Annotated in this window: 23 protein-coding genes; 10 read left to right on the forward strand and 13 right to left on the reverse strand. The window is 69.0% G+C overall.

Translation table 11 applies throughout. The features are described from left to right. Window positions 1-20: 20 nt before the first annotated feature. A complete protein-coding gene (coaE, locus tag CS1GBM4_RS19810) occupies window positions 21-632 on the forward strand; it encodes a dephospho-CoA kinase (protein ID WP_186420477.1) in 612 nt (203 codons plus the stop codon). Between the two features lies 1 nt (window position 633). Further along, a complete protein-coding gene (gene dnaQ / locus CS1GBM4_RS19815) occupies window positions 634-1,341 on the forward strand; it encodes a DNA polymerase III subunit epsilon (protein WP_186420478.1) in 708 nt (235 codons plus the stop codon). A 14-nt stretch (window positions 1,342-1,355) separates the two neighbouring features. Here dnaQ and CS1GBM4_RS19820 read toward each other — a convergent pair whose 3' ends face one another. Together CS1GBM4_RS19820 and secB are read right to left on the reverse strand one after the other, a co-directional pair. Next, window positions 1,356-2,096, reverse strand: coding sequence for a TerC family protein (locus tag CS1GBM4_RS19820; RefSeq protein WP_186420479.1), 741 nt, complete (start codon window positions 2,094-2,096; stop codon window positions 1,356-1,358). Window positions 2,097-2,249: 153 nt separating this feature from the next. After that, entirely contained in the window at window positions 2,250-2,744 is a 495-nt protein-coding gene (secB, locus tag CS1GBM4_RS19825) for a protein-export chaperone SecB (RefSeq protein ID WP_186420480.1), read from the reverse strand. Window positions 2,745-2,996: 252 nt separating this feature from the next. On the opposite strand from secB, the gene CS1GBM4_RS19830 reads away from it, so the two are divergent. The 5 genes from CS1GBM4_RS19830 (at window position 2,997) to CS1GBM4_RS19850 (ending at window position 6,883) form a co-directional block, all read left to right on the forward strand. Next, window positions 2,997-3,716, forward strand: coding sequence for a Tim44/TimA family putative adaptor protein (locus tag CS1GBM4_RS19830; protein WP_186420481.1), 720 nt, complete (start codon window positions 2,997-2,999; stop codon window positions 3,714-3,716). A 62-nt stretch (window positions 3,717-3,778) separates the two neighbouring features. Further along, window positions 3,779-4,891, forward strand: coding sequence for an MltA domain-containing protein (locus tag CS1GBM4_RS19835; RefSeq protein ID WP_186420482.1), 1,113 nt, complete (start codon window positions 3,779-3,781; stop codon window positions 4,889-4,891). A 231-nt stretch (window positions 4,892-5,122) separates the two neighbouring features. After that, on the forward strand, window positions 5,123-5,455 hold the full coding sequence (locus CS1GBM4_RS24850) for a Smr/MutS family protein (RefSeq protein ID WP_348522338.1): 333 nt from the start codon (window positions 5,123-5,125) through the stop codon (window positions 5,453-5,455). After that, complete coding sequence (locus CS1GBM4_RS19845; RefSeq protein ID WP_186420484.1) at window positions 5,455-5,829, forward strand: helix-turn-helix domain-containing protein; 375 nt, start codon at window positions 5,455-5,457, stop codon at window positions 5,827-5,829. Before CS1GBM4_RS24850 ends, CS1GBM4_RS19845 begins: the two co-directional genes overlap by 1 nt. Before the next feature lie 55 nt (window positions 5,830-5,884). Then, window positions 5,885-6,883, forward strand: a complete 999-nt coding sequence (locus CS1GBM4_RS19850) for an adenosine kinase (RefSeq protein ID WP_186420485.1) — start codon at window positions 5,885-5,887, stop codon at window positions 6,881-6,883. A 16-nt stretch (window positions 6,884-6,899) separates the two neighbouring features. On the opposite strand, the gene hemA is transcribed toward CS1GBM4_RS19850, so the two are convergent. Beyond that, entirely contained in the window at window positions 6,900-8,111 is a 1,212-nt protein-coding gene (gene hemA, locus CS1GBM4_RS19855; RefSeq protein WP_186420486.1) for a 5-aminolevulinate synthase, read from the reverse strand. A 279-nt stretch (window positions 8,112-8,390) separates the two neighbouring features. Between hemA and CS1GBM4_RS19860 the strand changes: the two genes are divergently transcribed. Then, complete coding sequence (locus CS1GBM4_RS19860; RefSeq protein WP_186420487.1) at window positions 8,391-10,022, forward strand: aromatic amino acid ammonia-lyase; 1,632 nt, start codon at window positions 8,391-8,393, stop codon at window positions 10,020-10,022. A gap of 186 nt (window positions 10,023-10,208) precedes the next feature. On the opposite strand, the gene CS1GBM4_RS19865 is transcribed toward CS1GBM4_RS19860, so the two are convergent. The 4 genes from CS1GBM4_RS19865 to CS1GBM4_RS19880 form a co-directional block, all read right to left on the reverse strand. Beyond that, entirely contained in the window at window positions 10,209-10,997 is a 789-nt protein-coding gene (locus CS1GBM4_RS19865) for a pyridoxamine 5'-phosphate oxidase family protein (RefSeq protein ID WP_348522339.1), read from the reverse strand. A 64-nt stretch (window positions 10,998-11,061) separates the two neighbouring features. Continuing rightward, window positions 11,062-13,236, reverse strand: coding sequence for a polyribonucleotide nucleotidyltransferase (gene pnp / locus CS1GBM4_RS19870; protein WP_186420488.1), 2,175 nt, complete (start codon window positions 13,234-13,236; stop codon window positions 11,062-11,064). A gap of 393 nt (window positions 13,237-13,629) precedes the next feature. Next, window positions 13,630-13,899 (reverse strand): 30S ribosomal protein S15, encoded by a 270-nt coding sequence (rpsO, locus tag CS1GBM4_RS19875; protein WP_186420489.1) that lies wholly within the window; start codon window positions 13,897-13,899, stop codon window positions 13,630-13,632. Between the two features lie 179 nt (window positions 13,900-14,078). After that, window positions 14,079-14,450: a helix-turn-helix domain-containing protein gene (locus CS1GBM4_RS19880; RefSeq protein WP_210201608.1), complete on the reverse strand. Its 372-nt coding sequence runs from the start codon at window positions 14,448-14,450 to the stop codon at window positions 14,079-14,081. 119 nt (window positions 14,451-14,569) lie between these two features. Between CS1GBM4_RS19880 and CS1GBM4_RS19885 the strand changes: the two genes are divergently transcribed. Further along, a complete protein-coding gene (locus CS1GBM4_RS19885) occupies window positions 14,570-15,181 on the forward strand; it encodes an NAD(P)-dependent oxidoreductase (RefSeq protein ID WP_186420490.1) in 612 nt (203 codons plus the stop codon). A 37-nt stretch (window positions 15,182-15,218) separates the two neighbouring features. On the opposite strand, the gene CS1GBM4_RS19890 is transcribed toward CS1GBM4_RS19885, so the two are convergent. After that, window positions 15,219-15,605, reverse strand: a complete 387-nt coding sequence (locus CS1GBM4_RS19890) for an Atu4866 domain-containing protein (RefSeq protein WP_186420491.1) — start codon at window positions 15,603-15,605, stop codon at window positions 15,219-15,221. Window positions 15,606-15,898: 293 nt separating this feature from the next. Here CS1GBM4_RS19890 and CS1GBM4_RS19895 point away from each other — a divergent pair, with 293 nt between their 5' ends. Continuing rightward, window positions 15,899-16,798 (forward strand): AraC family transcriptional regulator, encoded by a 900-nt coding sequence (locus CS1GBM4_RS19895; RefSeq protein WP_186420492.1) that lies wholly within the window; start codon window positions 15,899-15,901, stop codon window positions 16,796-16,798. A gap of 18 nt (window positions 16,799-16,816) precedes the next feature. Here CS1GBM4_RS19895 and CS1GBM4_RS19900 read toward each other — a convergent pair whose 3' ends face one another. From CS1GBM4_RS19900 to infB, 5 genes are all read right to left on the reverse strand, one after another. Next, complete coding sequence (locus CS1GBM4_RS19900; RefSeq protein WP_186420493.1) at window positions 16,817-19,366, reverse strand: methyl-accepting chemotaxis protein; 2,550 nt, start codon at window positions 19,364-19,366, stop codon at window positions 16,817-16,819. A 159-nt stretch (window positions 19,367-19,525) separates the two neighbouring features. Beyond that, entirely contained in the window at window positions 19,526-20,467 is a 942-nt protein-coding gene (truB, locus tag CS1GBM4_RS19905; protein ID WP_186420494.1) for a tRNA pseudouridine(55) synthase TruB, read from the reverse strand. Then, a complete protein-coding gene (rbfA, locus tag CS1GBM4_RS19910) occupies window positions 20,454-20,885 on the reverse strand; it encodes a 30S ribosome-binding factor RbfA (protein ID WP_186420495.1) in 432 nt (143 codons plus the stop codon). Before rbfA ends, truB begins: the two co-directional genes overlap by 14 nt. Window positions 20,886-20,895: 10 nt before the next feature. Beyond that, on the reverse strand, window positions 20,896-21,447 hold the full coding sequence (locus tag CS1GBM4_RS19915) for a YcxB family protein (protein WP_186420496.1): 552 nt from the start codon (window positions 21,445-21,447) through the stop codon (window positions 20,896-20,898). 12 nt (window positions 21,448-21,459) lie between these two features. Beyond that, on the reverse strand, window positions 21,460-23,298 hold a 1,839-nt coding region (infB, locus tag CS1GBM4_RS19920; protein WP_244607318.1), incomplete at its 5' end, for a translation initiation factor IF-2.

The following is a 23,298-nucleotide window of genomic DNA, read 5'->3' on the forward strand; positions in this document are numbered from 1 at the left end:
GCGATCGCGGAGGCGAAGCGATGACCTTCCTGCTCGGCCTCACCGGTTCGATCGGCATGGGCAAGTCGACGACCTCGGCAATGTTCCGCGCCGCCGGCGTTCCCGTCCACGATGCCGACCAGACGGTGCACACGCTTTATGCCGGGGCGGCGGCCCGGCCGATCGAGGCTGCCTTCCCCGGAACGGCGGCGGGTGGCGTGGTCGATCGGGCCAAGCTCGCCGCCGCCGTGCTCGGCCGGCCGGAGGCGCTGGCTGAGCTCGAAGGCATCGTCCATCCCCTGGTGCGGGCCGCCGAACAGGCCTTCGTGGCGCAGTGTCGCCGTGCAGGAGTGCCGGCTGCCGTGCTCGACGTGCCGCTTCTGCTCGAGACCGGCGGGGAGAGCCGCTGCGACGCGGTCGTCGTCGTCACCGCGCCCGCCGAGGTCCAGCGCGAGCGCGTCCTCGCCCGCCCGGGCATGACCGACGAGAAGCTCGCCGCGATCCTCGCCCGCCAGATGCCGGATGCGCAGAAGCGATCCCGCGCCCATTTCCTTGTGGACACCTCGCGCGGGCTCGTGGCCGCGGAGCGCCAGGTCCGCTCTATCCTGAACGCCGTCGCCGGTCGTTCCGGCCGCGTGGAAAGGGTGGGCTGACATGCGCGAGATCGTCCTCGACACCGAGACCACCGGCGTCGAAGCGCTGAAGGGCGACCGCATCGTCGAGATCGGCTGCGTCGAATTGCTCAACCATTGCCCGACCGGCCGCAATTTCCACGTCTACATCAATCCTGAGCGCGCCATGTCCGACGGCGCCTTCCAGGTGCACGGCCTCTCCGATGCCTTCCTCTCCGACAAGCCGGTCTTCGCCGCGGTCGCCGGCGAGTTCATGGCCTTCATCGAGGATGCGCGGCTGGTCATCCACAACGCTGCCTTCGATGTCGGCTTCCTCAACATGGAATTCGGCCGTCTCGGCCTGCCTTCGATCGTGCCGGCCCGCGTCGTCGATACGCTCGCCATGGCCAGGCGCAAGCATCCCGGGGCCGGCAACAGCCTGGACGCGCTCTGCGCCCGCTACGGCATCGACAACAGCCGCCGCACCAGGCACGGCGCGCTTCTCGACGCCGAGATCCTGGCCGAGGTCTATATCGAGCTGATCGGCGGCAAGCAGGCCAGCCTCGGCCTCGGCACCGCCGTCGTCGGCAAGCCCGGCCTCGGCATCGCCGTCGCGATCGAGCGACCGGTTCGCCAGCGCCCGCTCGCGTCGCGTCTCACGCCGGAGGAGCGGGCCGCCCACGAGGCCTTCGTGATGAAGCTCAAGGGCCCGCTCTGGCGCGGCTATCTCGGCCTGCCCGAGGAGGCGTAGGCCGGCCGCCGGCCCTACCCGCCGCGTTTCCGGCTCGCCCGGCGCGAGAGCATGTTCAGCCCCTCGATCAGGGCCGAGAACGCCATGGCGGCGTAGATGTAGCCCTTCGGGATATGGGCGCCGAAGCCTTCGCCGATCAGCGTGCCGCCGATCATCAGCAGGAAGCCGAGCGCCAGCATCACGATCGTCGGGTTCCTGTCGATGAAGCGCGCCAGCGGATCGGCCGCGAGCAGCATCACCAGCACGGCGACGATCACCGCGATCACCATTACCGGCACGTGTTCGGTCATGCCGACGGCGGTGATGATGCTGTCGATCGAGAAGACGAGGTCGAGCAGCAGGATCTGCACGATCACGCCGCCGAAGGTCACGGCTGCGGCCCCCGTGTCGAACATGTCGGGTCCGTGACCGGGGTCGACCTTGTGATGGATCTCCTTGGTCGCCTTCCAGACCAGGAACAGGCCACCGGCGATCAGGATGATGTCGCGCCAGGAGAAGGCCTTGCCGAAGACCGAGAATACCGGTGTGGTGAGCTGCACGATGAAGGCGACGGTCGAGAGCAGGCCGAGGCGCAGGATCAGCGCCAGCCCGATGCCGATCCTGCGGCCGCGCGCCCGCTGATGCGCCGGCAGCTTGTTGGTCAGGATCGAGATGAAGATGAGGTTGTCGATGCCGAGGACGACTTCCATGGCGATCAGGGCGCCGAGCGCCGCCCATACGGTCGGGTCGGCGGCGAGCGTCATAAGGGCGTCCATGGATCCGTCACCTCGCTGGGTCGGCGCGCCGGGATGGGCGCCTCTGGCGAGGTCGAGATGGAAAGCGCCGGGCCGGTTCGCAAGCGCCCGCGCAAATCAACAATGAAAAGAGCCCCGGAGGGCTCTTTCCCGTCTCTCGTGCTGGCCGTGCCTTCAGGCGTTCGGGGCGCCCTGCGTCTGCATCTCCTCGAGCCGCTGACGATAGAGCTGGGCGAAATCGATCGGGTCGATATAGAGCGGCGGGAAGCCGCCATTGCGCACGGCGTCGGCGACGATCGCCCGCGCGAACGGAAACAGCAGACGCGGGCAGTCGATCATCACGACCGCGTGCAGCTGCTCCTGCGGCACGCCCAGGATGCGGAAGACGCCGGCATAGCTCAGCTCGAAGGCGAACAGCGTCTCGTCGTTCAGCGTCGCCTTGCCTTCGAGCGTCAGGATCGTCTCGAAATCGCTCTCGCCGAGCGCATTGGCGTGCACATTGACCTGAAGGCCGATTTGCGGGCCGCCCTGCGGCTGCTGCTGCTGGATCAGCGAGCGCGGCGCGTTCGGGTTCTCGAAGGAGAAATCCTTGATGTACTGGATCAGCGTGTTGAGGCTGGGCCCCTGCTGGTTGCCGGCGCCGGCGCCGTTGCCGTTTTCGTTGGCCATCGGTCCCATCATTGTCTGTACAAAACCATCGGGAAATTCCGTGCCATGGCCGGAACTGCCCGGCAAGGCGGCAGCGCCGGGCTCGCGTCGGCTATCATGGCGGCGGGGCTGGCACAAGCGAAGCGACCTTCGGTGCCCTTGTCGCCGGCCGGGGGTGGATGTTACGAGCCTGCGTCACCATATCCGTCCGATGACGGGCGCCGGAAGCGCGCCCGCGCGGGAACGAGATTTCGAGGTTCGGATCAGCCGGCGATGCAGAATTTCGATATGACGACCCTGGTCTTCCTGGCCCTGGCCGTTTTCGTCGCCTGGAAGCTGCGCTCGGTCCTGGGCCAGAAGACCGGGCACGAGAAGCCGCCGGTCGATCCCTTCGCGCGCCGCGAGGCTCCGCCTCTGCGGCCCGAACAGCCGGCGAATGGCGAGCGCCGCGACAATGTCATCCGCCTGCCGGGCGCCGCCAACGACGCCGCGACGCCGGCCGATGCCGAACGCTGGAAGGACATCGCTGAACCGGGCTCGCCGATCGCCGTCGGACTGGACGCCATCGCGCGCCAGGAGCAGCGCTTCGATCCGCAGAGCTTCCTCGCCGGGGCGAAATCGGCCTATGAGACCATCGTCACCGCCTTCGCCCGCGGCGACCGCAAGACCCTGAAGGGACTGCTCGCCAAGGAGGTCTATGAAGGCTTCGAGCAGGCGATCGCGGAGCGCGAGAAGCGCGGCGAGAAGGCGGAATCCAATTTCGTCTCGATCGACAAGGCCGAGATCGCCGCAGTCGACGTCAAGGGCAAGACCGCTCAGGTCACCATCGCCTTCGTCTCGCAGCTGATCAGCGTGGTCCGCGACGCGCAGGGCAATGTCGTCGACGGCAGCGCCGACGCGGTCTCCGAGGTCAACGACGTCTGGACCTTCTCGCGCCAGCTCGGCAGCCGCGATCCGAACTGGCTGCTCGTCGCCACCGAATCGGCGGCGTGATACGTGCCGCCGGTCTCGTTCTGGGGCTCTTCGTTCCTGGAGTCCTGGCCGCAGGCCTGTCGATGACGGACGCCAGCGCCTCCTCACCGCCCTTGCCGCCGGGCGCCCGGGCCGAGCCCGTGGCGCCCGCTGCGCTCGCTGGCTGGAGCGGAGACGACCAGCTCGCGGTCCTCGCCCTGTTCGCCGAGGGCTGCGAGACCGACCCGCCGCTGCGCCAGGGCCTCGCGCCGCCGTCCGGCCTGCCGGGGCTTTGCGCGAAGGCGGCCGCCCTGCTCGCCGCCGGCGCGCCGGACAGAAGCGCTGCCCGCCGCTTCTTCGAGGACAATTTCGGCTTCTGGCGCATCCGTCCGGCCGGCGCCGAACGCGGCTTCATGACTGGTTACTTCGAGCCGGAATTCGAAGGCTCGCCGACGCGCTCCGAGGCCTTCCCGACGCCGCTCTATGGCCGTCCCGCCGATCTGGTGACCAAGATGCCGGGCGACGACTGGCCCGGACTCGACCCGAGCCTCAGCGCAGCGCGCCGAACGGCGGAAGGGCTCGAGCCGTTCCCGGACCGGATGGCGATCGAGGAAGGCGCGCTCGCCGGGCAGGGGCTGGAAATCCTCTGGCTGCGCGATCCGGTCGACCGTTTCGTGCTGCAGGTCCAGGGCTCGGGCAGGATCCGCCTGCCGGACGGCAAGGTGACGCGCCTCGTCTATTCCGGCCGCAACGGCCACCCCTACACCTCGCTCGGGCGCGAGCTCAGCCGCCGCGAGAACATCCCGCCCGAGCAGATGACGATGGACCGGCTGATCGCCCGGCTGAAGGCCGATGCCGGCTTCGCTCGCGGGCTGATCCGGCTCAACCGCTCCTTTGTCTTCTTCGCGCGCAAGGACGACCTGCCGGCCGAATCCGGCCCGATCGGCGGGGCTGGGCTGCCGCTGACGCCGCTGCGCAGCATCGCGGTCGACCGCTCGCACTGGCCCTATGGCATGCCGGCGTGGATCGAGGCCGAGATTCCCGACGGCAAGGGCGGCAGCGAGAGGCTGGCCCGGCTCATGCTGGCGCAGGACACCGGAAGCGCGATCGTCGGCCCGGCCAGGGTCGATCTCTTCATCGGCTCCGGCGCCGAGGCAGGCCATCGTGCCGGGCTGATCCGCCACGCCGTCGACTTCGTCGTGCTCTGGCCACGTTGAGCCATGCGTCGGCGCGGCAAGCTCCTCTCGGAGGCGGAACTGGCGCTGTGGCGCCAGGTCGCCCGCACCGTCACGCCATTGCCGGGGCGTCCGCCGACCGAACCCGAGGACGCGGCGGAGCCTGCGTCGCCCGCCGCGGCTGCGCCGAAGACCCAGCCGGCCCCGGTTTCCGGGTCCGCCCAACCCTCCGGCAGGCCCGCGCCGCCGCCGCTCGTCCCGCTCGAGCGGCGCATGCGCACCCAGCTGCGTCGCGGCCGCCAGGGCGTCGAGGCGGTGATCGACCTGCATGGCCTGCGCCAGGACGAGGCGCATTCGGCCTTGCGCGGCTTCCTGCGCCTGCAGCAGCAACGCGGCGCGAAACTGGTGCTGGTGGTGACCGGCAAGGGTATCGCCGGCGATACCGGCTATGGCGAGGAGCGCGGCATCCTGCGCCGCAACGTCCCGCACTGGCTGCGTCTGCCGGACCTGCGCCCGCTGGTGCTGGGCTTCGACGAGGCCGAGCAGCGCCATGGCGGGGCCGGCGCGCTCTATATCCGCCTGCGCCGCAGCCGGGAGACCGGTTGATGACCCCTTTCGGCCGCCGCGTCCGCGAATTGCGCGCCGCCCGCGGCGTCACCCTGGCGCAGATGGCGCAGGCGCTCGGCGTCACCCCGGCCTATCTCTCGGCACTCGAGCACGGCAAGCGCGGCCAGCCCACCTTCACCCTGGTTCAGGGTGCGATCCATCTGCTCGGCGTGATCTGGGACGAGGCCGACGAGCTGATCCGCCTCGCCGAGCTGTCGCATCCACGCGTCGTGGTCGACACGGCCGGTCTGGAGCCGGAGGCCACCCTCTTCGCCAACCGGCTGGCCCATGAGGTGCAATGGCTCGGCCCGTCCGATCTCGCCGCGCTGACCTCGATCCTCGACAGCGCCGCGCGCCGCCGCGGCAGCGCTTGACCACAGCGCCGGGCAAATGCGAAACGCCGCCATCCTCCCATCACGGACCCCTTCAATGACCTCCAAGCGCTATGACGTGCTCGCCTTGGGCAATGCCATCGTCGACGTCTTCGCCTCGGCGGAGGAAGATTTCCTCGTCGCCCACGGGCTCGCCAAGGGCGCGATGATGCTGATCGACGAGGCGAGGGCCGAGCTGCTCTACGGCGCGATGGGGCCGGGCAAATACGTTTCGGGAGGATCGGCGGCGAACACGGCCGCGGGCCTGGCCTCCTTCGGCGGGCGCAGCGCCTTCATCGGCAAGGTCAAGGCCGACGAACTCGGCAGGCTCTATCGCCATGACCTGACCTCGCAGGGCGTCGCCTTCGACACGGCGGCCGCGAGCGAGGGCCCGGCCACCGCGCGCTCCTTCATCATCGTCACCCCCGACGGCGAGCGCACGATGAACACCTATCTCGGCGCCTGCCAGGGCCTGACGCCCGCCGATGTCGACGCGGCGACGGCCGAGAACGCCGACATCGTCTATCTGGAAGGCTATCTCTGGGATCCGCCCGCGGCCAAGGACGCCTTCCGCAAGGCGTCGGAGCTCGCCCACAAGGCTGGCGGCCGCGTCGCCATCACCCTGTCCGATTCCTTCTGCGTCGACCGTTATCGCGACGAGTTCCTCGGCCTGGTGCGCAACGGCCTGGTCGACCTCGTCTTCGCCAACGAGCACGAGCTCAAGAGCCTCTATCAGAGCTCGGATTTCGACACGGCGCTGGCGGCGCTGCGGGCCGAGAACGTCCTCGCCGTGGTTACCCGCTCGGAGAACGGCGCGCTGGCGCTGACGCCGGACGGCGTCGTGGCCGAGCCGGTCTTCCCGGTCGAGCGCGTGGTCGACGCGACCGGCGCCGGCGATCTCTTCGCCGCCGGTTTCCTGCACGGCCTGACCTCGGGGCGCGAGGTCCGCGACTGCCTGCGGCTCGGCGCGCTTGCCGCGGCGGAGGTCATCAGCCATGTCGGTGCGCGCCCGGACGTCAGCCTGAAGACGCTCGCGGGCAATAACGGCCTGCTCTGAGGGCGGGGCGGCCGGTTCAGGCCGCCCGCTGCAGCCCGGCCGCGCTCCAGATCTCGCTGAGCGCGCCGACCAGCGCGGCGATGTCGGCGTCCGAATGCAGCGGCGTCGGCGTGATCCGCAGCCGCTCGCTGCCGCGCGCCACCGTCGGGTAGTTGATCGGCTGGACGTAGATCGCAAAGCGCTCCAGCAATTCGTCGCTGATCCGCTTGCACAGGGCCGCATCGCCGACCATCACCGGCACGATATGGCTGGGATTGGGCAGATGCGGGATGCCGGCCTGGTCGAGCTGACGGCGCAGGCTCCGCACCCGGTCCTGCTGGCCCTCGCGCTCGGCCGCGCTCGTCTTGAGGTGGCGGATCGCGGCGAGCGCGCCGGCGGCGAGCGCCGGCGGCAGCGAGCTCGAGAAGATGAAGCCGGAGGCGAAGCTGCGGATGAAGTCGCACAGCGCCGTCGAGCCGGTGACGTAGCCGCCCATCACGCCGAAGGCCTTGGCGAGCGTGCCCTCGATCAGGTCGAGCCGATGGGCGAGCCCGTCGCGCTCGCTGACCCCGCCGCCGCGCGGGCCATAGAGCCCGACGGCGTGGACCTCGTCGATATAGGTCATCGCGCCGAACTCGTCGGCGAGATCGCAGAACTCGGCGATCGGCGCGATGTCGCCATCCATCGAATAGACCGACTCGAAGGCGATCAGCTTCGGCCGCGCCGGGTCGATCGTCTGGAGCTTGCGGCGCAGGTCCCGCGCGTCGTTATGGGCGAAGATGAGCTTGTCCGCCCGCGAATGCCGGATGCCCTCGATCATCGAGGCGTGGTTGGCGGCATCGGTCAGCACGACGCAGCCCGGAATCCGCGCGGCCAGGGTCGAGAGCGAGGCCCAGTTCGACATGTAGCCGGAATTGAACAGCAGCGCCGCCTCCTTGCCGTGCAGGTCGGCGAGCTCGCGCTCGAGCAGGACATGGTAGTGATTGGTCCCGGCGATGTTGCGGGTGCCGCCGGCGCCGGCGCCGCAGCTGTCGAGCGCCTCGCGCATCGCGGCGAGCACGGCAGGGTGCTGGCCCATGCCGAGATAGTCGTTCGAGCACCAGACGGTGACCTCGCGCGGGCCGCCGGGGCCGTGGAAGGCTGCTCGCGGGAAGCGGCCGGCGCAGCGCTCGAGATCGGCGAAGACGCGGTAGCGGCCCTCGGCCTTGAGGCTGTCGAGCTCGCTGCGGAAAAAGGCTTCGAAATCCATGGTGTGCTCCTGGCGCCACCTTTGAGGGATTGCAGGCAGCTGGTAAAGGCGCGCCGATGTCGCGCCGTGGCGAGGCCGCGACCGGCTCCTCCTCGCACCAGCTGCGCCGAATCGTGCAAATTGCTTTTCCGGCCGCGGACGGGATTGGGCCTCCCCTTTCGGGAGATGGCCCGCTAGAGCTTGTTCCTGTGGGATGCAGTCTTATGACGGGACCATGCTCGACGTCTTGATCTTGCGCAAAGCGCGCAAGGCCGGCGGCACAGCTGACGAGGACAGGCCATGGCGGTAACGATCGACGGACGGACCCTGAAGGGCAGGCAGGTATTGCGCGTGGCCCGGCCAGGGCCTTCCGGCCGCTACGAGAAGGCGACGCTGGCCAAATCCGCCCGCGAGGCGATCGCCGCGACGCGGGCCCATATCGACGCCAATTTCATGAACGACGAGGCGCCGTTCATGTATTCCTTCAACACCGGCGTCGGCCTGTTCAAGGACCAGCGCGTGCTGATGTCGGAGATGACCGAATATCAGCGCAAGAGCGTCTATGCCCACGCCACCGGCGTCGGCGAGCCCTTCCCGGAGGATGTCACGCGCGCCACCATGCTGCTGCGCGCCAACGCCTTCGCCTCGAACTATTCCGGCCCGCAGGTCGCTCTGGTCGAACGCCTGCTCGCCTGCCTCAATGCCGGCGTCCACCCGGTGATCCCGCAGAAGGGCTCGGTCGGCGCCTCCGGCGATCTCGCCCCGCTCGCCCACATGTCGGCGGCGATCTGCGGCTTCGAGGAGGCCGAGGCGATCTACAAGGGCAGGCGGATGAAGGCCCGCGACGCTCTCGCCAGGGCGGGGCTGGAGCCGGACTTCAAGCTCGGTGCCAAGGACGCCTCGGCCCTGATCAACGGCTCGACCGTCTCGCTGGCGCTCGGCGTGCTCGCGACCGAGGATGCCAGGCGGTTGACCAAGGCCGCCGATATCGGCCTCGCGCTCTCGCTCGAGGCCATGCGCGGCGAGCTCGCCGCCTTCGACCCGCGCGTCCATGCCGCCCGCCCGCATCCCGGCCAGGCGCTGGTCGCGCGCAATCTTCTGAAGATCACGCAGGGCAGCAAGCGCTGCTCGGCCTCGGCCCGCGAGACGATCTATCCCGACGAGATCGGCCGCACGCCGGGCAAGCCGCCGGCGCCGCGCGTGCAGGACGTCTATTCGCTGCGCTGCGCCCCGCAGGTGCACGGCCCCGCCCGCGAGGCGCTCGACTATGTCGGCCGGATCATCGCGACCGAGACCAATTCGGCGACCGACAACCCGCTGATCTTCCCCGAGGATGACGGCTACCGCGTCATTTCCGGCGGCCATTTCCATGGCCAGTACGTTGCGCAGGCGATGGACCTGCTCGCCATCGCGATGACCGATCTCGGCTCGATCTGCGAGCGCCGCCTCGCCCGCCTGATCGACCCGACCCTGAGCTACGGCCTGCCGCGCAACCTGCTTGCCGGCAAGCGCGGCCTCAACACCGGCTTCGCCACGGTTCAGTGCTCGATGTCGGCGCTGGTGATGGAGAACCGCACGCTCTCCGCGCCCGGCTCGGTCGATTCGATTCCCGGCAAGTCCAATGCCGAGGATCACGTCTCGAACTCGACCTGGTGCGGCCGCAAGGCGCGCATCGTGGTCGAGAATGTCGAGATGATCATTGCGGCCGAAATCCTGATGGCCTGCCAGGCGCTCTCGCTGATCGCCGAGACGGCCAAGGCCCATCCGCTCGGCAAGGGCACGCAGGCGGCGCTCGACGCGCTGCGCGAGACGATTCCTCCCGCGCTCGACGGCGACCGCTGGTACGCTGCCGAGATGAACCAGGCGACGGCGTTGGTCCGCTCCGGCGCGATCGTCGCGGCGGTCGAAGCGGCTGTGGGGGGATTGGAGTAGGGCTCTGGAGAACCCTTCTCCTGGAAGGAGAGGAGCAGGGGTGAGGTGTTCGGACTGAAAATGTGAGCTCGAACCTAGCCGCGCGGTGAACGCTCGCAGCGCCAGGCAACCTCCTACACCTCACCCTACCCTCTCGTTTCAGGAAAGGGCTTCCGCGCTCTCATCGTCGCGGTCGAGCAATCCCACTCAATACAGCGTCGCCCTGACTCGCGCCGGCAGCGCCTTGTCATAGGCTTCGCCATCGAACGCCTCAGCCGCTGCTCGCGCCGAGATGTCGTGCAGGATCGTGCCGGCGCTGGGCAGCGAGCGCTTGTCGACCTGCGCCGACGGGTTCCAGAGATCGGCCCGCACCACCGCCCGCGAGCACTGGAAATAGGCCGTCTCGACTGTCACAACCATCACGCAAGCCGGCAGCTTGCCGGCCATCTCGAAGCGCGCGCACAGTTCCGGTTCGGTCGAGAGCACGGCGGTGCCGTTGACGCGCAGGGTCTCGCCGCAGCCGGGGATCAGGAAGAGCAGTCCGACCCGATTGTCGGACAGGAGATTCCTCAGTGAATCCAGACGGTTGTTGCCTCTCCGGTCGGGGATCAGCAGCGTTTTCGCGTCGCTGACCGCGACAAAGCCCGGCTGATCGCCGCGGGGCGAGCAATCCAGCCCGTCCGGACCATTGGTGGCGAGCACGAAGAACGGCGAGGCCGCGATCAGCGCGCCGTAATTGGCGTCGATGTGATCGATCTCCTTGAGGACCGAGGCCGGCGCGACCGGGTTCGGATAGAGCGCGGCGAGCTGCTCAAGCGACGTAATCCGATGCGCGGTCATGCAGGTCTCCAAGGCCAATAGGTCTAGACTATTGGACTTCGCTGTGACGCACCAGAGGATTTCTCGTCGTTGCGAGGAGGCGCAGCCGACAGAGCGATCCAGGCCGCGAGCGCGGCCCGATCCTGGATTGCTCCGCTGTGCCGGCAATTGCGGCACGAACGAAAACGCCCCGCATCCTGCGATGCGGGGCGTCTGATTCACGTGAAACGCGGATCGCGTATCAGTCCTCGGCGTTCTGGCGCTCGCGGGACTTCTCGGCCTCACGCTCGGCCTTCAGCTTCTCGGTGATGTCCTCGCCGGTGGTCTGGTCGACCACCTTCATCGACAGGCGCACCTTGCCGCGCTCGTCCATGCCGAGGAACTTGACCTTGACCTTGTCGCCTTCCTTGACGACGTCCTGGACCTTCTGGACCCTGCGCGGGGCCAGCTCCGAGATATGGACCAGGCCGTCCTTGGCGCCGAAGAAGTTCACGAAGGCGCCGAATTCCATCACCTTGACGACGGAGCCGTCATAGATCTGGCCGGCTTCCGGCTCGGAGACGATCGACTTGATCCACTTGATCGCCGCTTCGATCGACTTGCCGTCGGCCGAGGCGATCTTGATGGTGCCGTCGTCCTCGATGTTGACCTTGGCGCCGGTCTTCTCGACGATCTCGCGGATCACCTTGCCGCCGGAGCCGATGACTTCGCGGATCTTGTCGACCGGGATCTTCATCGTCTCGATGCGCGGCGCGTACTCGCCGAGCTGGCTGCGCGAGGCCGAGAGCGCCTTGGCCATCTCGCCGAGGATGTGCTCGCGGCCGCCCTTGGCCTGGCCGAGGGCGACCTTCATGATCTCCTCGGTGATCCCCGCGATCTTGATGTCCATCTGCAGCGAGGTGATGCCCTGCGCCGTGCCGGCGACCTTGAAGTCCATGTCGCCGAGATGGTCCTCGTCGCCGAGGATGTCGGAGAGCACCGCGAAGCGCTCGCCTTCGAGGATCAGGCCCATGGCGATGCCGGCGACCGGCGACTTCAGCGGCACGCCCGCATCCATCAGCGCCAGCGAGGTGCCGCAGACCGTGGCCATCGAGGACGAGCCGTTCGACTCGGTGATCTCCGAGACGACGCGGATCGTGTAGGGGAACTCGCCCTTGGCCGGCAGCATCGGGTGGATGGCGCGCCAGGCGAGCTTGCCGTGGCCGATCTCGCGGCGGCCGGGGGAGCCCATGCGGCCGGTCTCGCCGACGGAGTAGGGCGGGAAGTTGTAGTGCAGCAGGAAGGTCTCCTTGTAGGTGCCTTCCAGCGAGTCGATGAACTGCTCGTCGTCGCCGGTGCCGAGCGTGGTCACGACCAGCGCCTGCGTCTCGCCGCGGGTGAACAGCGCCGAGCCGTGGGTGCGCGGCAGCACGCCGGCTTCCGCCACGATCGGGCGGACGGTCTTGACGTCGCGTCCGTCGATGCGCACGCCGTCGTCGAGGATGTTCCAGCGCACGATCTTGGCCTGGGCTTCCTTGAACTGGGCGCCGACCTTCTCCTTGCTGAAGCTGGTGACGCCGTCCGGGGTCTCCGAGACCAGCGCGGCGACGACCTTGGCCTTGGCCGCGTCGACCGCCTTGTAGCGCTCGGCCTTGGCGGTGATCTTGTAGGCGGCGCGCAGATCGGCCTCGCCGACCTTCATGATCGCGTCGAGAACCGCGGAATCGTCCGGGGCCTGGAAGTCGCGCGGCTCCTTCGCGGCCTTCTCCGCCAGGCGGATGATCGCCTCGATCACCGGCTGGAAGTGCTTGTGGCCGAACATCACGGCGCCGAGCATGACCTCCTCGGTCAGCTCCTTGGCCTCGGACTCGACCATCAGCACCGCGTCCTGCGTGCCGGCGACGACAAGGTCGAGCACCGATTCCTTGACCTCGTCGACCAGCGGGTTGAGCCGGTAGGCGCCGTCGATATAGCCGACGCGGGCCGCGCCGACCGGGCCCATGAAGGGCACGCCCGACAGCGTCAGTGCCGCCGAGGCCGCGACCATCGCGACGATGTCGGGGTCGTTCTCGAGATCGTGCTGCAGCACGGTCACAATCACCTGGGTGTCGTTCTTGTAGCCGTCGACGAAGAGCGGGCGGATCGGCCGGTCGATCAGGCGCGAGACCAGCGTCTCCTTCTCGGTCGGACGGCCCTCGCGCTTGAAGTAGCCGCCGGGAATGCGGCCGGCCGCGAAGGTCTTCTCCTGGTAGTTGACGGTCAGCGGGAAGAAGTCGAAGCCCGGCTTCGGCTCCTTGGCCGAGACGACGGTGGCGAGCACGACGGTCTCGCCATAGGTGGCGAGCACGGCGCCGTCGGCCTGGCGGGCGATCTTGCCGGTTTCGAGCACGAGCTTGCGCCCGCCCCAGATCAGCTCTTCGGTTTGGGTATCGAACATGGAGGTCTTCTTTCGGTCGGATGCGATCCGTCCGGCGCGCGAGCCCATGGGCAAGACGGCAAAACGTCCGGGAGGTGCTTGCGGGAAGCGCGCCCGGGCGCTCGGCGATCCTGCCATGGACGCGGCTTGCGCCGGCGGATCATGCGGGAAGGCCGCCCCATGCGGCCGCCGCATTGGAAAGGCTGGCCGCACCATTGCGGCTGCCTCGAGCTCGGGCCGCGACGGCCCGCTAGAGCCGGATCCGATCAGATTGACTCAAATCTGATCGGTGAATCCGTCTCTCACTCTTAGCTGAGAGACCGTTTTGCCGATCAGCTTGCACCGCAAGCTGATCGGAACGGCTCTAGCAGAACCGCCCGGGGCTGCGAGGCACCGGGCGGGATTCGGTCTCGATCAGCGGCGGATGCCGAGCTTCTCGATCAGGGTCTTGTAGCGCGCCTCTTCCTTGCCCTTGAGGTAGTCGAGCAGCGAGCGGCGCTGCGAGACCAGCTTGAGCAGGCCGCGACGCGAATGGTTGTCCTTGCTGTGCGACTTGAAGTGGCCGGTCAGATTGCTGATGCGCTCGGTGAGGATCGCGATCTGGACTTCCGGCGAGCCGGTGTCGTTCGGCTTGGTGGCGAATTCCTTGACGAGCGCGGTCTTGCGCTCAGCAGTGATCGACATCGGTCATGTCCTTTGGGTTCGGTGTTGATCTGGCGGGCCAGGCCGGGATGCCGTCCAGCGAGGTCCGAGGCCCGCATCCGCCTCATCGCGGAAGGGATGCGCAGCCGGCTGTCGAGCCGGTTGCCGCGGCATATACACGAAATCTGGCGAAAGACCAGCGGCGCGATGTCGGGACCCGCTCAGGCCGCGGTCTCGCCGCGGTCATAGCGGCGCTGCGCCGCCTCGATTTCGCCGATATGGCTCTCCGCCCATTGCGTCAACGCCGCGACCGTGCCGGCGAGCGTGCGGCCGAGCGGCGTCAACGAATATTCGACCGTGACGGGCACGGTCGCGAAGGCGCGCCGCGTGACGAGCCCGTCGCGCTCCAGGCTTTTCAGCGTCTGCGACAGCATCTTCTGCGAGATGCTCTCGATGCGCCGGCGCAGTTCGTTGAAGCGCAGCGTCTCCCGTTCGAGCAGGATCAGCACGAGCACCGCCCATTTGTCGCCGACCCGGTCGAGCACCTGCCGTGTCGGGCAGCGGGCGTTGAACGGGTCGGGGCGATGCAGCATGGCGGTTTCCGTCAGGTGACCTTGTGGCGTGGAAGTGCCTTCTTGAGCGAAAATCGCATGGCTGCCATCTGGTGTCCATCGGGATGTAGATTTCCGAAAGATACCAGAAAGGACCGCGCATGCAGATTGCTCTCATTGGCGCCACCGGCTTCATCGGCTCGCGCCTGCTCGCCGAGCTGGCCAGCCGCGGCCATCGCGTCACCGCCATCGTCCGCAATCCGGAGAAGGTGCCGCAGGGCGCCGGCGTCACCGCCAGGAAGGGCGACGTCTACGACAGGGACGGGCTGGCCGCCCTGCTCGCCGGCCACGACGCGGTGATCAGCTCGGTGCACTATTCGGCCAGCGATCCGGCGATCCTCCTGGCCGCCGTGAAGCAGTCGGGCGTGAAGCGCTATCTCGTCGTCGGCGGCGCCGGCAGCCTCGAGGTCGCGCCGGGCGTCAGGCTGTTCGACACCGAGGCGTTCCCGGCGCTCTATCTCGACGAGGCGAAGAAGGGCGGCGCCTATCTCGATCTGCTCAAGGGGGAGAGCGGCCTCGACTGGACCTTCCTCTCCCCCTCGGCCCTGATCGAGCCGGGCGAGCGCACCGGCAGGTTCCGCCTCGGCAAGGATCAGCTCCTGGTCGATGGCGAGGGCCGCAGCCGGATCTCGGCCGAGGACTATGCCGTCGCTTTGGTCGACGAGCTGGAGACGCCGGCGCATGTGCGCCAGCGCTTCACGGTCGGCTATTGAGGCAGGGCGCCGAACGTCCCGCTTCGATCCGCGAGGCTCAGCGGTCGGGCCGGATCGATCCGGCTGGATCCGGCCGCGAGGCCCGGCGGAAGCGCTTCTCGCCGAAGGCGAGCTGGCCGCGGCGCAATTCGCCGCGCCAGACATGGCCGGTATCGCTTTCGAAATAGAGCCGGGACGCGTCGACCTCGTAGCGGCCGCCATGGCTCGGTGCCTGGTCGCGCTGCTTGCCGAAGCGGCCATTGGGTCTGAGGTCGAGCCGGATGGCGCCGTCCTCGCTGATCCAGCGGCCGAGCACGGCGCGCTCGGCCCTGCTCAGCGGCTCGGGCAGCTCGAGGTCGATCTCGAGCGGGCGCACCGGCTGCTTCGCCGGGGCGATGATCGACGCGAGCGCGCCGAGCGACTGGAGGACCTGGCTGAAGGGCATGGTGATCTCCTTTCGTTCAGGTTGTTGGGCTGCGCAGATAGCGCCGCCTCTGGCAGGAATATGTCAGGAGCGACCGGTGCTCGGCCGCCGGGGCTCGTGGCCCCGGGCTGTCGTCGACGACGCTGCCGGTGAAGTCCTGCTTGTGCACCGGCGCGCGCCGCGGCCGGTAGATCGATCCGCCGCGATCCTTGCCCGATACTCCAGGGGTCCGGCCCGGGCATCGCAAAACTCCGGCGCTTCCTTATATGAAAGTCCGGGCCGTCCGCTTGCGGCTGGCGGAGGAGGGAGTCTGCATGCGCCAGGTCGACGAGCTCGCCGCCCTGATCGAGCGTTTCGCGCCGACCGACGGCGTCCACGCCACGGCGATCCCGCGCCTGAAGCTGGTGCGCCTCTCGCAGCCGAGCGAGCCCATGCACGGCCTGCACGAACCGGCGCTCTGCGTCATCGCCGCAGGGGCCAAGCAGGTCATCCTGGGCGAGCGGATCTATCGCTACGATGCGGCGCGCTGCCTCGTCGTCTCGCTCGACCTGCCGGTCATCGGCCAGGTGGTCGAGGCGACGCCGGAACAGCCTTATCTCTGCGTCAAGCTCGAGCTCGACCCGGCCGCCATCGGCGCATTGATGCTGGACGCCGCGCCGCTGGCGGAGCGGCCGGCGGCGCCCGCTCCGGGGATGGCGCTCAGCCCGATGACACCGGCCCTGCTCGACGCCGTCGTCCGGCTGACCGGTCTGCTGGCTTCGCCCGCCGACATTCCGGTGCTCGCGCCGCTGGCCGAGCGCGAGATCCTCTACCGGCTGCTGACCGGGGAGCAGGCGGCGCGCCTGCGCCAGATCGCGGTCGCGGAGAGCAAGCTGCAGCAGGTCAACCGCGCCATCGGCTGGATCAAGCGCAATTATCGCAGGCCGTTCAGCATCGACATCGTCGCGGCCGAGGCGCGGATGAGCCCTTCCGCGCTGCACCAGCATTTCAAGGCGGTGACGGCGATGAGCCCGCTGCAATACCAGAAGCAGCTACGCCTCCAGGAGGCGCGTCGGCTGATCCTGTCTCATGCGCACGACGCCGCCTCGGCCGGGTTCGAGGTCGGCTACGAGAGCCCCTCGCAGTTCAGCCGGGAATATAGCCGCCTGTTCGGAGCGCCGCCCGTGCGCGACGTCGCCCGCCTGCGCGGCGCCCAGGCGGATCTCGGCGCCTGACGCCGCCGCAACGGCCCCTCAGAATTCCTCCCATCCGTCGTCGCCGGCGCGGCCATTGGCGGCCTTGCGGGCGGGCGGACTGGCGGCCGGCCGGTCGCGGCGCGGCGCGGCGGTGCGGCTCTGGACGAAGGCGGCCTCGGCGAGCTGGCGCAGCCGCTCCGGCTCGGTGTCGGCCGTCGCGGGCATGGGCTGGACGGTATCCGGGTGAACGGCGAGGGCTGTCGGCCTCGGCGCCCTGGGCGCCGGCCGGGCGGCGGGCGGTGTCGTGGCGGCGACGGGCCGGCCTTCGCCGGTGCGGAAGCTGGCGACCAGCGCGTTGAGCTCGCCGATCCGCCCCGACAGGGCCCCGGCCGAGGCGGCGCTCTGTTCCGCCAGCGCCGCGTTCGCCTGGGTCATCTCGTCGAGATGGGCCACCGCCTGGCTCATTTCGCCGATGCCGTTGGCCTGCTCGTCCGCCGCCACCGAGATCTCCTGGATCGTGCCGGTGACCTTCTGCGAGGCGGTGAGGATCGTCTCCAGCGCGTTCCCCGCCTGGCGCACCAGCTTGACCCCGGCCTCGACCTCGACGTTCGAGGACGAGATCAGCCCCGAAATGTCCTTGGCGGCCTCGCCCGAGCGCTGGGCCAGGGTGCGCACCTCCGAGGCGACCACGGCGAAGCCCTTGCCGGCGTCTCCGGCCCGGGCCGCCTCGACCGCGGCGTTGAGCGCCAGCAGATTGGTCTGGAAGGCGATGCCGTCGATCACCGAGACGATCTCGGAGATCTTCTTCGAGGCCTGCTCGATCCGGGCCATGGCCGAGACCGCTTCGCCGGCGATGGCGCCGCCGGCCTGGGCCGCCTGCATCGCCTCCTCGGCGATCGCGGCTGCCTGGCGCGCGCCCTGCGCCGAGGCTTTGACCGAGGCTGCCAGTTCCTCGGTCGTCGCCGCCGTCTGCTCGAGCGAGGAGGCCTGCTCCTCGGTGCGCTTCGACAGATCGTCCGCCCCGCTGTTGATCTCCCGCGCTGCCACCCCGACCTCCGCCGAGGTCGACTGGATGGTGCGCACCGTCGAGGCGAGGCGCTCCACCGTCTCGTTCACCGCGTCCTTGAGCTCGGCGAAGCGGCCGCGATAGGCGGTCGGCACCTGCCGCGTCAGATCTCCCGCCGCCAGCGCCTGCAGGACCTCGACGAACTCGGTCGTCGCCGAATCGACCACCACGTTGATCTCGTTGATCCCGGCCACCAGCCGCTGCATCTGCTCGTCGGCGTCCGTGATCTGCAGCCGCGCCGAGAAATCCCCCGCCGCCGCGGCCGACACGACCTCGCCGACATCGCTCACCACCGCCTCCAGCGACCGGGCCCGCGCGAGCCGCGCCTCCGCGGCGGCATGCTCCGCCGCCTCGAGCTCGCGGATGCGCTTCAGGTTCGCGTCGAAATCGGACAGCGCATGGCTGATCGCGTCGACCTCGACCATGCCGACCTTGGGCGGAATCTGCGCGTCGGCGGCGCCGGAGAGCATGAGCTCGACCGACCGGGCGAGCTTGCCGAGCGGGCGCACCACGCCGCGATTGAACAGCATCACGATGCCGGCGACGATGCCGGTGACCGCAAGGATCGCCAGCAATGCGAGGGCGAGCTGCCAGCCGGCGCGCGCGATGTCGGCATCGATCTGGGCGGTCGCCTGCCGATAGGCCGCATCGCGGAGCTGCAGGATGGTCGCCAGCGATGCTTGCGCCCAGGCACGCCAGTCGGGGAGGCTCATGCCCGGCGGCTTGCCGTCGCGCGCCGCCTCGTACATCGCCGTGTAGGTCCGGGTCTCCTCGTCCCGGAAGCCGGTCTTGACCGCGTCGATCGCCGTCTGGAGCTGCGGCGTGATCACGAGCCGCGCCAGCGCCTGGTCGATCAGCACCCCGAGCTGCTCGATGCGGCCGGTGTTGCGGTCGACGGCGGCGACGGCCGCAGGCGTCAGCCTGGCGCCGCTGCCGACATATTGGGTGAAGAAGACCGAGCGGGTGCCCGCGCTTTCGCGCAGGCCGGTCGACAGCTCGCCGAGCGAGACCGCCTTGCCGACCTCCGGGTTGAGATCGCCGATGCGGGCGCCGATCTGCCGCTGAAGCGCGACCTGCCGGCCGAGGATCTCTGAGAAGGTGCCGTTGAGGGTGCCCGCCGCCTTGGCGTCGCGCTGCGCAAGCGGCTTCTCCGCCTCGCTCCGGGCGAGCTTGCGGGCCTCGGTGAGCTGCCGGCCGATCTGCGCGACCGGGCCGGCGAGTTCGGCGCGTCCGGCGAGGCTCGTTCCGGCGAAGGCCTCCTGCATCTGGCCGACGCGCATATCCGTCTCGCGTGCGGCCTGGGCCTCGGCGGCGGCGAGCTTGCCGTCGGGATCGCTGGCGAGCAGGGACTGCGTGACGGCGCCGCGCTCCACCGCGGCGCGTTCGAGGACCCGGGAGATGCTTTCGGAGGCGACGACGAGCGCGCGCGCCTCGCGGGCCGATGAAAGCGTCTGCGCCTGATGATAGGCGATATAGCCGCTGGCGAGGATCGCCGCTGCGCCGGCTGCGATCGTGCAGAACAGAAAATGCGTGACGCGCATGGCCCCTTGGTCCCCGATCCCGGCACGCGGACCGACATTGTCGTCGATCCCGGTGCCGCGATCCGCGGCGGGGGCCGTCGGTCACGAACGCCTCGTCGTGCCGGGTATAGCCGGGCGAGCGTTAACGGCGCCTTTCGACGCCCGGTCTCGCGGCGATTTTCAGAGGTTGAAGACCCTGTGGGGCACGAACTCGCCCTGGGTGATCGAGCCGGTGGCGACCAGCACGCCCCCGCTCACCGCATAGACCGCATCCGCTTCCAAAGGCGCGTCGCGGCCGCGCAGCAGCACGCTCTGGCCACGCTTGAGCCGGAGCGCGGCGTCGCGATGCACCACGATCTCGGGGATCAGCGCCAGCGCCGCCGACACCGGCAGCAGCGCCTCGGCCGCACCCGCCGCGTCGCGCAGGGCCTCGACCGTCGCCGCGTCCGCCGTGGCGAACGGCCCGACCCGCGTCCGGCGCAGATGCGCGACATGGCCGAGACAGCCGAGGGCGAGGCCGAGATCGCGTGCGATGGCGCGGACATAGGTGCCCTTGCCGCATTCGGCCTCGAAGGTTGTGGTCGGGCCGTCATGGCGGACGATGCGCAGCGCGGCGATCTCGACCGGCCGAGGCTCCAGCGTCACCTCCTCGCCGTCGCGGGCGAGATCATAGGCGCGCTCGCCGGCGATCTTGATCGCCGAGAACTTCGGCGGCACCTGCTGGATCGTCCCGGTGAAGCGCGGCAGCAGCGCCGCGATGGCGCTCTCGTCGGGGCGCTTCTCGGAGGTGGCGACGACCTTGCCCTCGGTATCGTCCGTGTCGGTCTGCGACCCCCAGGCCACGGTGAACTGATAGGCCTTGCGCCCGTCCATCACGAAGGGGACGGTCTTGGTCGCCTCTCCGAGCGCGATCGGCAGCAGGCCCGAGGCGAGCGGATCGAGCGTGCCGGCATGGCCGGCCTTCTTGGCGCAATAGGCGCGCTTCACCACGCTGACCGCATGGGTCGAGGTCATGCCGACCGGCTTGTCGAGCACGACCCAGCCATGCACGTCGCGCTTCTTCGGGCGCGGCGGCCGCCCGCTTCCGCCGCCGGCCTGCGGATTCTCGTCAGTCGTCGTCATGATCGTCGTCTTGCTGGTCCTGGTCGATGCGCAGCGGCTTGCGATCGGTGTCGCGGCGCACCGCCTCGGAATCGAGCAGGGCGTCGATCCTGGCCGCCTCGTCGAAGCTCTCATCCTGGCGGAAGCGGATATCGGGCGCGTATTTCAGGTTGACCCGGTGGGCGATCTCGCCGCGGATATGGCGCTTGTGGGCGTCGAGCGCCTTCAGCACCGGCCCGACATCCTGGCCGCCGAGCGGCATGATGTAGCAGGTGGCCAGCTTGAGGTCGGGCGAGAGCCGGACCTCCGGCACGGTCACCACATGCTTGGCCAGGACATCGTCATGGATGTCGCCGCGCGCCAGCATCTCGGCGAGGGCGTGGCGGATGAGCTCGCCGACGCGGAGCTGCCGCTGCGAGGGGCCTGAATCCTTACCCATTTTCGGGGGTCTAGGCATGAGAGGCTGCTTCTTCTACTTGCTTCTTTACGTATTCCACAGCGGTCCGATAACATTCGGGATCGGCAAAGCCCCGGCGCGGCAGCGTTAGGAACTCGACCTTGCTGATTCCAATCAGTAGTCGATCCGGTCTTTCGACAAGGCTGCTGACCTTGTCCCAAGGCAGGCTGCTACGGATGCCTGTCACATCCGTATCGATCCCCTCGGCGCCGAGCACGATGTCAATCTGCTTGTCGGCGACGGCGTAACGCCGGTAGCCGGCGAGCACGCACAGGATTCCGATATAATGTCCGAACGCGACGATCAGACTGAAACCGACCAAAGCGCTCAGAACGAGCGGTTGCTGCAGCGCCGATAGCCAGTCGATTTCCGAAAGAGAACGCTTGCTGACGAGCCAGAGCGTGCCGAGGAACACGCCAACCCAGAGGAGAGCACGCCCAAGTCGCTGGCGCACGCTACCTCTGTGAACAACACGCGCCGCTTCGAACAGGTCGCCGCGTGTGTAGCGATATCGCGCGCCGAATGGCGGCCCAGCGGTCGCCATTCGACAACTCCCTTACAGGCTGCGCTTGATCTCCTCGACGCGGTAGCACTCGATCACGTCGCCGACGCGCATGTCCTGGTAGTTCTCGAAGGCCATGCCGCATTCCTGGCCGGCGACCACTTCCTTGGCGTCGTCCTTGAAGCGCTTGAGCTGGCCGAGCTTGCCCTCGTGGACCACGACGCCGTCGCGGATCAGGCGGACATTGGCGCCGCGTTCGATCGTGCCGTCGGTGACGCGGCAGCCGGCGATCTTGCCGACCTTCGAGACGTTGAAGATCTCGAGGATCTGGGCGTTGCCGAGCATGGTCTCGCGCAGGGTCGGCGCCAGCAGGCCCGACATCGCGTCCTTCACATCATCCATCAGGTTGTAGATGATGTTGTAGTAACGGATTTCGACCCCGGCGCGCTCGGCCGCCTCGCGCGCTTCCTTGTGGGCGCGCACATTGAAGCCGACCACGACCGCGCCCGAAGCCTGGGCCAGCGTGATGTCGGATTCGGTGATCGCGCCGACGCCCGAGGAGAGCACGCGGGCGCGCACCTCGTCGTTGCCGACTTTCTCGAGCGATCCGACGATGGCTTCCACGGAGCCCTGCACGTCGCCCTTGACGACGAGCGGGAACTCCTTGCGGCCCGCGCCTTCCTTCAACTCGCGCATCATCTCGGCGAGCGAGCGGCCGGCGCCCGAGCCGGCGCCGCGCGCCGCCAGGCGGTCGCGCCGCTGGCGCTCGCGATAATCGGTGATCTCGCGGGCGCGCGCCTCGGATTCGACCACCGCGACGCGGTCGCCGGCCTCCGGCGTGCCGTTGAAGCCGAGCACCTCGACCGGAAGCGAGGGCGGCGCCTCCTTGATCTGCGCGCCGGTGTCGGCGATCAGCGCACGGACACGGCCCCATTCCGACCCGGCGACGACGATGTCGCCGGTGCGCAGCGTGCCGCGCTGGACGAGGACGGTCGCGACCGGGCCACGGCCGCGGTCGAGCTTAGCCTCGATCACCGTGCCCTCGGCGGCGCGGTCGGGGTTCGCCTTGAGCTCGAGCACCTCGGCCTGCAGCGCGATCGCGTCGAGCAGCGTGTCGAGACCCTGGCCGGTCTTGGCCGAGACCTCGATCTCGAGCGTCTCGCCGCCGAGCGACTCGACCTGGATCTCGTATTGCAGCAGCTCGGAGCGGACCCGATCCGGGTTGGCGTCGGCCTTGTCGATCTTGTTGATCGCCACGATCAGCGGCACCCTGGCCGCCTTGGCGTGATTGATCGCCTCGACCGTCTGCGGCATCACGCCGTCATCGGCGGCGACGACCAGCACGACGATATCCGTCACCTTGGCGCCGCGGGCGCGCATCGCCGTGAAGGCGGCGTGGCCGGGCGTGTCGATGAAGGTCACCTTGGCCCCGGCGGCCGTCGTCACCTGATAGGCGCCGATATGCTGGGTGATGCCGCCCGCTTCGCCGGTCACGACATTGGTCTTGCGGATCGCATCGAGCAGCGAGGTCTTGCCGTGGTCGACATGGCCCATGATCGTCACGACGGCCGGGCGCGAGACCAGGGTCTCGTCGGCGTCCGGCGTGTCGAACAGGCCCTCCTCCACGTCGGCCTCGGCGACGCGCTTCACCGTATGGCCCATCTCCTCGGCGATGAGCTGGGCGGTGTCGGCGTCGATCACGTCGGTGATCTTGTGCATCGCGCCCTGCTTCATCAGCAGGCGGATGACGTCGACGCCACGCTCGCTCATGCGGTTGGCGAGTTCCTGGATGGTGATGGTCTCGGGGATGATCACCTCGCGCATCACCCGCTCCTTGGCGGCGTCCGAGGCGCGGTGGCCGGTCATGCGCTGGACGGGGCGGCGGAAGGCGGG

This window comes from Allobosea sp. CS1GBMeth4, assembly GCF_900185715.1.
Classification (GTDB): domain Bacteria; phylum Pseudomonadota; class Alphaproteobacteria; order Rhizobiales; family Beijerinckiaceae; genus Allobosea.